This window comes from Caecibacteroides pullorum (assembly GCF_019239235.1).
GTDB classification, from domain to species: domain Bacteria; phylum Bacteroidota; class Bacteroidia; order Bacteroidales; family Bacteroidaceae; genus Bacteroides; species Bacteroides pullorum.
Genome location: NZ_JAAZTS010000024.1, coordinates 1 through 13,944, shown reverse-complemented (window position 1 = coordinate 13,944; position 13,944 = coordinate 1). Strand labels below are relative to the sequence as shown.

Here is a 13,944-nt window from a genome sequence, read left to right as displayed (position 1 = left end):
TAATGCAGTGCTTTCTGGGGTTGTAATGAAGCACTGTGTCAGACCGTCATAAAGCACTGTGTTAGAGGGTCACAAAGTGCAGTGTTAGGATGCAATGATACATTTTTGTCAAAATAGATGCAAACGAGTCTTTTAATAAGGTATCATATCTTTTAAGATTCCCTTCTGATACCAAGGATCATCTATATCTTTCAGTACTTTACCCATCTCGGCACAAAGTTCCTTTACTACTTCTGGATATTCTTCCAGCGGGAGATTATTCAGCTGATAGGGATCTTTTTCGTCGTCGAAAAGCAGGCTCTTAACCAGCTTGTGCTCTTTGCGGTCTATGTAGAGAGCCAGGGTATATTTGGGCGATTTAAAGCCGCGGGCTGAGGGGAAGTATGTTCTTACTTTGCCGTCTGTATCTTTTTCACCGTCCATGTTTTGGATGTAGAGTGCTCCTGTCGGACGAACAATTTCGGCCTTTTCATCGAAGAAAAGCGGAGCATAGTTACGGCCCTGTACTTCGGTGGGGATGGAGTCGGAAAGCCCGGCCAGTCCTAGCAATGTAGGCATAATGTCTGGAGATGACAACATCAGGTTGTCTACGCGTGGTGTCAGTTTGCCTGGATAGCGGACGAGGAAGGGAACATTCATCGACTCGGCGTAAGGGGAGTTCTTCGGATCGTCTGTTCCTTGGCTGCACATGGTTTCACCATGATCGGACGAGAAGACGACGATGGTGTTCTTGTCCAGCCCTAACTCTTTCAAAGCATCGAGTATTTGGCCGAAAGCACGATCTACGCCTGTTACCGAGGCGAAGTAATATGGAGTACTGGCGGCTTTTTTCATTTTGGAATCAGCATTGGGGCGGATAAGCAGGCTGTCCAGCGGTATGTCTTTGTAGAGGTTGAAATCCTCCTCCATACAGTCGTCCAGTGAGCGGTAGGGACTGTGAGGCGGGTTCATGCCCACCATGATGAAGAATGGTTTCTGTGTATCGCGCACGTTGCCTTCGTTTTTCAGGTAGCTGACCACCTGCTTGGCTTCATGCAAGGGAGACCATTCCTTGGGTTCATGGCGATGGCCTTCCGTATCCCAGTAATGAGGATTCTTATGTACGTCGTAGGTACCGTAAGAGTACCAGTAGTTAAAGCCGTGTCGGCGTTCTTTCGGGGTGTAAGCATCCCAGGCTGGTATTTGTTCTTCTACGTAATGTCCAGGGTTGTTTGGATCATTGGGAGTAGGGAAATCGACATGCAGCTTGCCGAAATAGGCACAATCATAACCCGCTTTGCTGAAGACATCGCTGATGCATTCGGCATCTTCACGCAGCGAACTGATGGGGCGATTGGCGTTGCAGTTCAGGGGTACACCGCTCTTGTTGGGATACATGCCTGTCAGCAGAATGCCACGGTGTGGACTGCTCAACGGGCAGTTGCTTTGGGCCGAAGTCAACACGACTGATTCGCGGGCAAAACGGTCCAAATTAGGTGTATGTACAGGATCGTTGCGGAAATTGACATGCTCACGGAAGCCTTCCTGCCCCCAAAAACCCATGGCCTGATTACGGTACTGATCAGGGAATACATAGATGACATTGGGCTGTTGAGGCTGTTCATTTGGTTGGCTTTTGCAACCTGCTAGAGCCAGGAGGCCCATTCCTCCCATTATGAGGTTCAAAGAATGTTTCATGGTTGTTTATATTTAGATGTGTGGATAAACAGCGGGCTACAAGTTGCAAATAACAGCTTTTGGGTGTCTTCTTGCAATTTGTAGCCCTTAGCTTGTCTGTTCTTACTTGTTTATTTCTTCTCCAGGTCGCGTTTACGCATCAAACCTTCCAGGAAATAATAGTCGGCATAGTTCAGCGGAACATCGATTTCTGCTCCGTGAGGAATACTGCCTACGGAATGCATCAGGATAAAGTTGCCGTTTGTCCCTACTTCAGCACGATAGGCTGGAGAAGCAAGGCTTTCCATGATACGGTCGGCTGTTTCCTTATAATTCTTGTCAGGGACATACGTACTCAACTCGTACAAAGCTGAAGCAGTGCAGGCTGCCGAAGAAGCGTCGCGCGGTTCGTTCGGAATGTTGGGTGCATCGTAGTCCCAGTAGGGTACGAGGTCGGCAGGCAGATTCTTGTTGTTGAAGATAAAGTTATATACTTTCTCTGCCTGATCCAGGTACTTCTTATCGTGTGTATAGCGGTAACAAGTCGTATATCCGTACAAAGCCCATGCTTGTCCGCGTGCCCATGCTGATTCGTCGGCATAGCCTTGGGCTGTTTGTTTGCTGCGTACTTCGCCGGTTTCGGGATCGTAGTCAACCACATGGTAACAGCTGTTGTCAGCACGGAAATGGTTGGCCAGTGTAGTGTCTGCATGCTTTACGGCGATATTATAGAATGTAGAGTCGCCCGACAGACGTGTAGCTTCGAACAACAGTTCCAGGTTCATCATGTTGTCGATAATGACGGGACATTTCCAGCCACGTGTACCTTGCCATCCTTTGTCGGCATCCCATGATTGGATGACGCCTGCTCCTGGACGGAAACGGGTAGACAACGATTTGGCAGCTTCTACGATTACATCTTTGTATTCAGTCTTTCCTGCCAGTCTGTAGCCGTTCAAGTAGCTGCAACCGATCATGAAACCTACGTCGTGATGCCATTTCAGGTGCTTTACAGAATCCAAATCTTCTGTATACTTCTTTGCCAGTTTTTCCCATTTCTGGTCACCTGTCAGTTCGTAGGTCAGCCACATGTTTCCAGGAAAGAAACCTGAACACCAGTCGTCGATGGGTACGTAGTGAATACTGCCGTCTTTTTCGATGGTACGGGGGTTCAATATCTTACCAGATTTTTCGATAATGTCTGTCTGCAATGTGTGTTGTGCCACCGCATTATCGATGTTGTCTTGGATGAAGTTGCTTTCCGCTTTTTTCTGGCCGGCGCAACTTACGAAGATCAGGAGAGATACTCCCAAGGTCGTCAGTGTTGTTTTCATAACAAAGGATTATAATTTAAAAATATAAGTTTATACCATTGACATTGGCAAAGGTACGTCCTTCTTGTCATATATAGGTACCTAAATCATACAGTTAAAGAGTAAAATTGTTACATTTGTAGGCGAAACCTCATTTTTTATAAGAGTTCACATAAAGTAAGCTTTGAAAAAGAGTAAAAACGTTTCATTGATTAGAAGTTACCAAAATGACACCACAAGAATTTTTCAAGAACGACCGTTTTGCTGATAATGTAGGCATCGAACTGACTGAAGTGAAAAAAGGATATAGTAGAGCACAATTGAAAATAACGGATGAGCATCTCAATGCGGGTGGACGTACGCAAGGGGGAGTACTTTTTACTTTGGCCGATCTGGCTTTGGCAGCTGCCGCCAATTCGCATGGTACATTGGCTTTTTCGCTTTCCTCTAATATCAATTTCTTACGTGCCAGTACTACAGGAGACATTCTTTATGCCGAGGCTCGTGAACGCTATACCGGCCGTAGTACAGGATGTTATCAGATAGACATCACAAACCAGCGTGGTGAATTGGTTGCCACGTTTGAGTCGAGTGTGTTTCGTAAATCTGACCCGCTTCCTTTCCAGTTGTGATTCGTGAAGCGAGGGATGGTTAATCCTCAACAATACATGTCAACGGATAGCGGTTGCCACGTACGCTGGTTAGGAAAGCTTTGGCCGATCCGAAGTTGAGATACAGGTCGAGACGGATTGGCAGGTGGTTCTTGTCGTCTGAAACAAAGAACGTGATTACTTCCTTCTCTTTTTCCTTATTGCCGTCTTTTACATATTCTACAAATGAGAATACCAAACAGCGGTACGTTGTGTCGTTATTGGCTGTGATGTTTTCTTTCCCACGATAAATCAATGTCTGTTCCTCTACCTTTCGGCCTGTTGCCATGGGAAAACGTATCTTTTGGCCTATTTTATAATCTTTAGGGTCGTAGGAACGTGCCTGTGCCAATATACTCAGCATGTCAAAAATGCAACGGCTGTCGCTATAAGACATGGTGTCGACACGTCCGCCCAGCCATGAGCGGCTTTGTCTGACATGCGATACGCCGTCTTTGTAACTGAACCAGGCTTCGTCTACCGTATAGCGTTTGCCTTCTTCAGCTCCTTTGCGGAAATATAGAGGCTCAAGGCGGTCGCTGACATAACAAGTCAGTGTGTCACGCATCTTGAAAAAGAAATCTACCCGTTTGCTACTGACTGACAGAAGGTTGAAGCGGAAAGCTGGCTTCTGTTGATAGGTAGTCGCATTGGTCGTCAGGCTGGCTATGCCGGCTTTGACCCAGATGAACTTCCAATTGAAATAAAGGTCGTACATCACATGTTCACCCGATTTGAAGGCTTTGTTTTCTGCCGGGCATTGTGCATTTAGGGGGAGTGTGGTGAACAGGCATACGATTCCTGCCACTAATAATCCTATCAATCTGTTTCTTTGTTTTATTCTTATCGCCAGTTTCATTTCTACATTTGATTTTTTCGGTTATCGGTTGTTGTTGGTTTGGCCTTTTTTCTTCTTGCTTTCTTCTGGCTTCTGTTTTTTGAGGTCTAATGGTTTCTGCTGATCCAATGGCCTGTCGAACAGATTCCATGTCTGCTGAAGCTCGAAATTGGCTTTCAATTCCAATAGTTGGAAGTAATAATAAACCTTTTCGGGTTGTAGATGCTCTTTCAGGTTTCCTGTATCCCACTGCCCGTTTTTATTCGTGTCAACAATCAGGCGTGCACCATATTTTCCTGGTGTCAGATAGTAGAAATCGGCCTTTCCATCGACGACAGATACTGTACGTATTACATTGTCTTGTGCGTCGACCAGTTCGACAAATGCCGTTGAGTCAGCACCTATAATGTCGAAAAGAATGGTTCCGTATTCTTCGAGGGTCTTGACTTTCAGTTCCTGTTTTACTTTATCTGTTGTCAGCCCATAGAGTCCTTGGATAGCAGCCGAGTCTATTGCAAACTGATAGCTTTCTCCCAATTCGAAATTGGCAAAGATATTGTAGACTTTTATGTCCAGCGAGTCACGTTGGAAGTCGAAGGGAATGTCTTGCCACAAAGTGTCTACCTTTTGTTGCAGGTGGAAAGCTGCGGTATCTATCCTTGCCAAGGGCTCCTGGAAGGTCAGGGTGAGATAATCGTATACGTCCATCGACGACGGGGCATAGACATCCATGGGTAGGAACTCGGTTGGTAAAACGGGTTCTTCTGGCTCTATGATTTTGCCGTCGGCATCACGTTTCTTCTTTTTCTTGGCTTCTTTGCGTAGCTCTTCCAGCTTCTTTTCGTCTTGTTCCTGTTTTTGTTTCCGTTGCTTCTCGTAGGTCAGTTTCGATTGCAGGCGCAAGGTGTCTGTGCGTGGTACCAGTTTGCCTAGCGAGTCGGTTTCCAGGTAGGTTATTTCCGCTTGCAGGGTATCCCGCTTGTAAAGCAGGGAGTCTTTTATCCAGTAGTGGATTGTGTCGTTGCGTCCTGTCGTCTGTTCGATAACAAAGGCGTCGTGCTCGTCGAAGTTGAGGCCTTTCAGCAACGGGAGGCTGTCGGCAGGTGCTGTAAAGTAGAGCGAGAACTTTTGGGGAGTCAGACGCTCGCTTTTGGCCAGACGTTGGTTGTAGGATATCTCTTTGAAGCAACGCAGCAGAATGTCATCGGGCAAGTAATGCGTGTATTGGCGTTCGATGATGGTATCAATGGTCAGGGAGTCTATCCACGTTGTGTCCTGTCGCATTCGGAATTCGTAGCGTGGGTTGATCAGCGAGTCTTGCCACGCTATTCGTTCAGCTGGCTGTGAATAGAAGTAGTTCTGGTCGGCATCCTGCAGGGCATAGATGCGATAAGTGCCTGGTGCCACTCCACGAATGGAGAAACGTCCGCGGCTATCTGTACGTCCTACACGTTCGAAGGGCAGGGACGTGAAAGCTGTATCGGACAGATTCGACTGAAGTCCTACCAGCATACCCTTTACTGGCTCCAGGTCGGAGGCATTGAGTACGGTACCCGACACGGCCATTGTGTCCAGTTGCGCACCTGTAGAGAAAGTGAAGGTGAACTGCTCCAGCGGGTTACTCTCATTGTTGTCCTGAATGGCGTCGCCAAAGTCTATCGTGTAAGTGACATTAGCTTTCATCGTGTCTTGAAAGTTGATGACTACCTTCTTGCCGCTTGTCTTGATTTCGGGTTGCTGAATTTGAGGAGGTGAGATGACAACTTTCTCGCCTGCATTGTCCAGTTTGATGTATTCATCGAATGCAATGGTCACGCGGTTGCGTTTATAGTTCAACTGGCCAGGGTTAGGCGTGCTCTGCACAAAGACAGGGGGGGCTTCGTCGATAGGGCCTCCTTCAATACGACCGATACTGGCACATGAGTATAGCATGATGCCCAATACGATGAAAATAGGCAAGCGCTGCATGCGCCATGCGCTCGATTTGATGTGCAGATGTTTTTTTAGTTTATTCATATCCGTAGAGTCTTGCATCCGAAGAAGCTTCGCAAAGATACAACATCTATTTATATGGGAAACGGAATGCTTGTTTTTTTTAGATTTTTATCACAACAACAAGGGAATGGAATGTACAGGGAAAAGCATTGGAATAGCGAGTGAAAAAGGCTGTTTTCCTATCAGGAAAAGGCTGCTTTCTTTTGGCGAAAAAAGTGGAAGGCAGACGGCGTGTACGGTTACATGATAAAAAGCACTGTACGTTTGAGCTTCGTACAGGTAGAATTCTCTGAAACATAGTTAAAAAAAGCTTATACAACAAACCATTCTGTCGTAAAAACGATACTTTTGCAGGATAGAAAACTAAGGAGCGCCTTTTAGTTTTCACGGAGCCTATACTTGGTTTGTGTATATGGCAATGTTAGGTTGATATTCAATAATTAGACACAGAGATAAAAAAGTATGAAGAGTAGATTAGTATTATTGGCATGTTGCCTGGCGCTGCTCAGCAGCTGCGGACAGGGCAACAAGGAAGCGGGTAAAGCACCCGAATTTGCAGTACTGACGGTACAGACTACCACTGCGAACCTGACAAATAGCTATCCTGCCACCATCAAAGGTAAACAAGACGTGGAAATTCGTCCGATGGTCAGCGGATTTATTACCAAACTGCACGTAGACGAAGGTGCGGTTGTACGTAAGGGACAAGTATTGTTCTCTATTGACCCTGTTCAGTATCAGGCAGCCGTAAATTCAGCCAAAGCGACGGTAGAAACAGCCAAAGCTGCTCTGAATACTCAAGAACTGACCACTGCTAACAAGCGTGAGTTGAACAAGAAACAGATTGTCAGTGACTACGATCTGCTTATGTCTGAAAATCAGTTGGCACAGGCAAAAGCTTCGCTGGCACAGGCCGAGGCACAACTGGTGAATGCACAGAACAATCTGTCGTACACACGGGTGACCAGCCCTAGCGATGGTGTCGTAGGTACCATCCCTTATCGTGTGGGAAGTCTGGTAAGCCCATCGATTGCTACTCCGCTTACAACGGTAGCAGACATCTCAGAAATGTATGCCTATTTCTCCATGACCGAGCGTCAGCTGCTGGCCATGATACGTGAAGGTGGCAGCATGAAAGAAATTCTGGAAAGTTTGCCTTCAGTTCATTTGCAACTCATCGACGGTTCGATCTATCCTGATAGCGGACGTGTTGAAACAATCAGTGGTGTCATTGATCAAACCACAGGTTCGGTCAACATGCGTGCCCTCTTCCCCAATGCGAAGAACATTCTGCGCAGCGGCGGTACAGGTAATGTCGTTTTCCCCAATCCGATGGAAAACGTTATCATGATCCCTCAGTCGGCTACTACTGAAATACAGGATAAGAAGTTCGTATTCGTTGTACAACCTGATAATACATTGAAGAATACTGAAATCAATGTCTTCACGTTGAACGACGGCAAGTATTATTACGTAACTGCAGGTCTGAAACCTGGCGACAAGATCGTATTGGAAGGCGTACAGAACCTGAAGGATGGCCAGGCTATTACACCTATCAGCCCGGCTGATAAGGAGGCTGCTTACCAACAGGCACTCCAAGATCAGAAGGATGGTAACATCCAAACTGCGTTTCAATAAAACGAATCCAACCTACAAATTGACAAAAGAATGAAATTAGATAGATTTATTAACCGTCCGGTACTATCAACGGTAATCTCCATCTTGTTAGTAATTTTGGGCTTTATTGGTTTGGCAACATTGCCTATCACCCAATATCCGGACATTGCGCCTCCTACGGTATCTGTGCGTGCCACCTATACAGGTGCCAATGCCCAAACCGTTTTGAACTCAGTCATTTCTCCGTTGGAAGATCAGATCAATGGTGTGGAAAACATGATGTACATGACTTCCAACGCTTCCAATAGTGGTTCGGCTGATATCTCCATTTATTTCAAGCAGGGAACTGATCCCGATATGGCGGCCGTAAACGTACAGAACCGTGTGTCCATGGCTCAAGGTCTGTTGCCTGCCGAAGTAACCAAAGTCGGTGTGACCACTCAAAAGCGTCAGACCTCTATGTTGATGATTTTCTCCATCTATGATGAGAAAGACCAGTACAACATCGAGTTCTTGGAAAACTACGCTAACATCAACCTGATTCCTGAAGTAAAGCGTGTGACGGGTGTAGGTGATGCCAATGTGATGGGTATGGACTACTCCATGCGTATTTGGTTGAAGCCAGACATCATGGCACAGTACAAGCTGATTCCCAATGATGTAGTGGCTGCCTTGAGTGAACAGAATATTGAAGCTGCTCCTGGTCAGTTGGGTGAGCGTGGTAATCAGACTTTCCAATACACATTACGTTACAAAGGACGTCTGCAACAACCTGCCGAATTTGAAGAAATCGTTATCAAGGCTCTTGAAAACGGTGAAGTACTTCGCCTGAAAGATATTGCCCGTATCGAATTGGGTCGTCTGGCTTATACCTTCAATAATACAGTAAACGGGCACAAGTCTGTCAGCTGTATCGTCTATCAGATGGCTGGTACGAACGCGACTCAAACCATTAGCGATATCGAGAAATTGCTCGAAGATTATTCTGCTAAGTTGCCTTCGGGATTGAAAATCAACATTGCACAGAATGCCAACGACTTCCTTTTTGCTTCTATTCATGAAGTTGTGAAGACGTTGATTGAGGCATTCATCCTCGTGTTTATTGTGGTGTATATCTTCCTTCAGGATATGCGCTCTACGTTGATTCCTGCCATTGCTATTCCTGTAGCATTGATCGCTACATTCTTCGTGTTGAAATTGATCGGCTTCAGTATCAACTTGCTGACACTTTCGGCAATGGTGCTTGCCATCGCCATTGTGGTCGATGATGCCATTGTGGTCGTCGAAGGTGTCCACGCCAAGCTCGACCAAGGTTATAAATCGGCTCGGACGGCCTCTATTGATGCCATGCACGAACTAGGTGGTGCTATTGTTTCTATTACGTTGGTCATGATGTCCGTGTTTATACCTGTGAGCTTCATGGGCGGTACCGCTGGTACCTTCTATCGTCAGTTCGGTTTGACCATGGCCATCGCTATTGCTTTCTCAGCTATCAACGCTTTGACATTGAGTCCTGCTTTGTGTGCTATTTTCTTGAAACCACATAATAGTGAGGCTTCGTTAAAAGAACGTATAGGTACTGCGACCAAGGAAGCTCGCAAAATTATGCTGGCTCGCTATACTGATTCTTTAGGAAGAATGATGCGTCCTGGCATAACATTGATCTTTACGGTTATCGCTATCCTTGGTATGATCTTTGGCTTCTTTAACTTCGAAAATCATCCTGTATTATGCATTGTGATGATTGTCGTTAGCGTCCTGGCACTGGCTGGTATGACTACCGATAAGTTCAAGAAGGCTTTCAATGATTCTTATGATTCACTGCTGGGCAAGTATAAGAAACAGGTTTTGAACTTTATCCAGAAGAAATGGCTTTCAGCAGGAATCGTCGCAGCTTCTATTGTATTGCTGGTCGTTTTCATGCAGATTACGCCGACTGGTATGGTGCCCAATGAAGATACAGGTACCATCATGGGTGCTGTGACTTTGCCTCCTGGCACTTCGCAAGAGCGTGCGCAACAGATTCTGAATCGTGTGGATAGCCTTGTGGCTGCCGATCCGGCTGTTGAGTCACGTACTATTATTTCTGGTTTTAGTTTCATTGGTGGTCAAGGACCTTCTTATGGTTCGGTCATCATCAAGTTGAAGAACTGGGAAGAACGTTCGACCATGCAGAATTCGACTATTGTGTATGCAACCTTGTTTATGCGTGCTCAAAAGGTTATCAAAGAAGCTCAGGTGTTGTTCTTTGCTCCGCCTATGATCCCTGGTTATTCTGCTTCCAGCGATATCGAGTTGAACATGCAGGATAAGACGGGTGGTGACTTGAACCACTTCTTCGATGTGGTGAATGCATATACGGCCGAGTTGGAAAAACGTCCGGAAGTGAACTCTGCACGTACCAGCTTCAACCCGAATTTCCCGCAATATATGTTGAATATCGATGCGGCAGCTTGTAAGAAGGCAGGTATCAGTCCGAGCGACATCCTTACTACATTGCAAGGATATTATGGTGGTCTTTATGCCTCCAACTTCAATAGCTTCGGTAAGATGTACCGTGTCATGGTTCAGGCTGAACCCGATGCAACCAAGAATCTGGAGTCTTTGCAAAGTATCAAGGTTCGTAACGGCAGTGAAATGGCTCCTATTACACAATTTGTATCTATTGAGAAAATTTATGGTCCGGACGTTATCAGCCGTTTCAATCTTTATACTTCTATGAAGGTGATGGTAGCTCCTGCCTCTGGATATACTTCTGGTCAGGCTCTGCAAGCGATTGCCGAGGTTGCTCAACAGAATTTGCCTGCAGGTTTTGGTTATGAGTTGGGTGGTATGGCACGTGAGGAAGCTCAGACAAGTGGTAGTACGACAGGACTTATCTTTGTACTCTGTTTCGTCTTTGTTTACTTGTTGCTAAGTGCTCAGTACGAAAGTTATATTCTGCCTTTGGCCGTATTGCTTTCTATTCCATTCGGTTTGTTGGGAAGCTTCCTTTTCGTCAATGGGGCTAGTGCTATCGGTAGTGTGCCGGCATTGAAGATGATTATCGGTTCAATGTCCAATGACATCTATATGCAGATTGCTTTGATTATGTTGATGGGATTGTTGGCCAAGAATGCCATCTTGATTGTAGAGTTTGCTCTTGATCGTCGTAAGATGGGTATGAGCATTACGTGGGCAGCCGTATTGGGTGCTGCAGCACGTCTGCGTCCTATCTTGATGACTTCATTGGCTATGATTGTAGGTTTGCTTCCGTTGATGTTCGCTTCGGGTGCAGGTGCCAATGGTAACCGTACGTTGGGAACTTCGGCGATCGGCGGTATGTTGATCGGTATGATTTTGCAGATCTTCATCGTACCGGCTTTGTTCGTTGCTTTCCAATATCTCCAAGAGAAATTCAAACCGATGGAATGGGACGATGTTGATAACTCGGATGCTACAGCAGAAATCGAGCAATACAGTAAATAAATGATGAATTAAGAATGAAAAATGAAGAATAGCCCCTTTGTGGAGCAGTGCTTCGTGAATGACTATTCTTCGTTTCTCATCCTTGCTTATATAAACCAACAAGTATGAAAGGAAAAATATTAACCCTGATATGTGCAACTGCCTTGTTGAGTAGCTGTCATATCTATAAAACATACGACCGGCCTGAAGACATTGTGGCTGAAGGTTTGTATCGCGATACAGTTGCTGTGAACGATACACTGGTTTCGGATACAGCCAATTTTGGTAATTTGCCTTGGCGTGAGGTGTTTACTGATCCGCAGCTGCAGGCACTTATTGAACAGGCGCTTACAAGCAGTCCTGATATTCGTACGGCTGCATTAAGAGTGCAAGAGGCTCAAGCCCCGTTATTGGCTTCTAAGTTGGCTTTCATCCCGGCCTTAACGCTTTCTCCACAAGGAACTGTAAGTAGTTGGGACAAAGGTAAAGCTACGCAAACATATTCTTTGCCTGTTACTGCCAGCTGGCAGATAGATATGTTTGGTCAGCTTTTGAACTTGAAGCGTCAGGCGCAGGCAACTTTGGAGCAAACATTGGCTTATGAACAAAATGTTCGTGTGCAACTGATTGCGAATACAGCCAATTTGTATTATACATTATTGATGCTTGACCGTCAATTGCAAATTACCGAGGGTACGGCCGAAATTCTGAAAAAGAATACTGAAACGATGATAGCCATGAAAGAGGCTGGTTTCTATAATACAACAGAAGCTGCCGTTGAGCAAAGCCGTGCTGCATATGCACAAGTACAGGCATCCATCCCTGATATTCGTTCAAGCATTCGTGAGGTTGAAAGTTCGCTTTGTCTGTTGTTAGGTGAGCCTGCTCATGGTATCGAACGTAGTGTGCTCGAAGAACAACAGCTTCCCAATGAATTTTCAGTAGGCATTCCTTTGCAGTTGCTTTCCAATCGTCCTGATGTGAAAGCTGCCGAGCAGGCATTAGCTTCAGCCTATTATAATACCAACGTAGCCCGTTCGAACTTCTATCCACGTATTACACTTAGTGGATCTGCAGGTTGGACTAATAGTGCTGGGGCTGCTATTGTTAACCCTGCCAAGTTACTGGCCAGCGCAGTTGCTTCGCTTACGCAGCCTATCTTCCAGAACGGTGCGAATATTGCTAAACTTAAGATTGCTAAAGCACAACAAGAGGAAGCCAAAATTCAGTTTCAGACCACTTTGCTGAATGCAGGTAATGAAGTAAGCAATGCCCTCGATATGTATCAGGCTTGTACGGAAAAAGTAAATGCACGCAATATGCAAGTAAATTCTGCCAAGAATGCAGCCGATTATACGAAAGAATTGTTTAACTTAGGCACGTCAACTTATTTGGAAGTGTTGTCGGCTGAGCAATCGTATCTTAATGCGCAGCTGTCGGAAGTAAGTGATACATTCAGTCGCATGCAGGCTGTTATCAGCTTGTATCAGGCACTGGGTGGAGGAAGAGAATAACTTAATTCTATATATTATGATTAGTCCATTAGCTTATGTAGATCCTGCCGCCAAACTTGGCAAGAATGTAACAGTACAACCGTTTGCTTATATCGAGGCAGATGTGGAAATTGGAGATGATAATGTGATCATGTCAGGTGCCAGAATCCTGAATGGTACAAGAATGGGCAAGGGTAATAAGATATATCATGGTGCTGTACTTGCTGCCGAGCCGCAGGATTTTCACTATGAAGGAGAAAAAAGCTTGTTGGTTATCGGTGATCACAATGACATCCGTGAGAATGTGGTTATCAGTCGGGCTACACACAAAGATGGATGTACGCGCATTGGTAATGAGAATCACTTGATGGACGGCGTGCATTTGTGTCATGATGTGCAGATTGGCAATCGTTCGGTTTTGGGAATCAAGGTGTCTGTAGCTGGTGATTGCCGTATAGACGATTGTACCATACTGAGTAGTAACGTCATTATCCAACAGAATTGTCATATTGGTAGCTGGTCGCTGATCCAGAGTGGTTGCCGTATTGCCAAGGATGTGCCTCCTTATATTATTATGGCGGGGAATCCAGCTGAATATCACGGAATTAACGCAATGGTACTGCAACACCAGAATCAAGTGACCGAACGTGTGCTACGTCACATTATGAATGCTTACCGCTTGGTATATCAAGGCAACTTCAGTGTTCAGGATGCTTTACAGAAAATTGAAGACCAGGTTCCGATGAGTGATGAAATATACAACATCATTAATTTCATCAAGAATTCAAATGGTATCGTGAAATAAAGTTCCAGTCAAAGCGAAAAACAGGAGGGTGTGTCGTAATACGCGATTCACCCTCTTTTCTTTATCAACGATAAGAGCGTTGTTAACTTTTTCAAGCAGCGATATTCTGAAGATAATCTCGATATTTTGT

9 protein-coding genes are annotated in these 13,944 nt (G+C 45.4%); 5 read left to right on the top strand and 4 right to left on the bottom strand.

Going from position 1 to position 13,944, the window contains the following annotated elements:
* Nucleotides 1–132: 132 nt before the first annotated feature.
* Both HF894_RS12660 and HF894_RS12655 read right to left on the bottom strand, forming a co-directional pair.
* The gene (locus tag HF894_RS12660) at nucleotides 133–1,677 is read right to left on the bottom strand and encodes a sulfatase family protein (RefSeq protein ID WP_204972852.1); all 1,545 of its coding nucleotides are present in this window, start codon (nucleotides 1,675–1,677) and stop codon (nucleotides 133–135) included.
* Nucleotides 1,678–1,787: 110 nt separating this feature from the next.
* Nucleotides 1,788–2,990, bottom strand: a complete 1,203-nt coding sequence (locus tag HF894_RS12655) for a glycoside hydrolase family 88 protein (RefSeq protein WP_204972849.1) — start codon at nucleotides 2,988–2,990, stop codon at nucleotides 1,788–1,790.
* 206 nt (nucleotides 2,991–3,196) lie between these two features.
* Between HF894_RS12655 and HF894_RS12650 the strand changes: the two genes are divergently transcribed.
* Entirely contained in the window at nucleotides 3,197–3,601 is a 405-nt protein-coding gene (locus tag HF894_RS12650) for a PaaI family thioesterase (RefSeq protein ID WP_204972847.1), read from the top strand.
* Between the two features lie 19 nt (nucleotides 3,602–3,620).
* Here the strand turns inward: HF894_RS12650 and HF894_RS12645 are convergent, their stop codons facing one another.
* Together HF894_RS12645 and HF894_RS12640 are read right to left on the bottom strand one after the other, a co-directional pair.
* A complete protein-coding gene (locus tag HF894_RS12645) occupies nucleotides 3,621–4,460 on the bottom strand; it encodes a DUF3108 domain-containing protein (RefSeq protein WP_436627458.1) in 840 nt (279 codons plus the stop codon).
* A gap of 39 nt (nucleotides 4,461–4,499) precedes the next feature.
* The gene (locus HF894_RS12640) at nucleotides 4,500–6,473 is read right to left on the bottom strand and encodes an Ig-like domain-containing protein (protein ID WP_204972845.1); all 1,974 of its coding nucleotides are present in this window, start codon (nucleotides 6,471–6,473) and stop codon (nucleotides 4,500–4,502) included.
* A 441-nt stretch (nucleotides 6,474–6,914) separates the two neighbouring features.
* Between HF894_RS12640 and HF894_RS12635 the strand changes: the two genes are divergently transcribed.
* The 4 genes from HF894_RS12635 (at nucleotide 6,915) to lpxA (ending at nucleotide 13,814) form a co-directional block, all read left to right on the top strand.
* Nucleotides 6,915–8,090: an efflux RND transporter periplasmic adaptor subunit gene (locus HF894_RS12635; protein WP_021846698.1), complete on the top strand. Its 1,176-nt coding sequence runs from the start codon at nucleotides 6,915–6,917 to the stop codon at nucleotides 8,088–8,090.
* A gap of 30 nt (nucleotides 8,091–8,120) precedes the next feature.
* Nucleotides 8,121–11,537 (top strand): efflux RND transporter permease subunit, encoded by a 3,417-nt coding sequence (locus tag HF894_RS12630; RefSeq protein ID WP_204972843.1) that lies wholly within the window; start codon nucleotides 8,121–8,123, stop codon nucleotides 11,535–11,537.
* Between the two features lie 104 nt (nucleotides 11,538–11,641).
* Nucleotides 11,642–13,030: a TolC family protein gene (locus HF894_RS12625; protein WP_204972841.1), complete on the top strand. Its 1,389-nt coding sequence runs from the start codon at nucleotides 11,642–11,644 to the stop codon at nucleotides 13,028–13,030.
* Nucleotides 13,031–13,046: 16 nt separating this feature from the next.
* Nucleotides 13,047–13,814: an acyl-ACP--UDP-N-acetylglucosamine O-acyltransferase gene (lpxA, locus tag HF894_RS12620; protein WP_204972839.1), complete on the top strand. Its 768-nt coding sequence runs from the start codon at nucleotides 13,047–13,049 to the stop codon at nucleotides 13,812–13,814.
* Nucleotides 13,815–13,944: the final 130 nt, after the last annotated feature.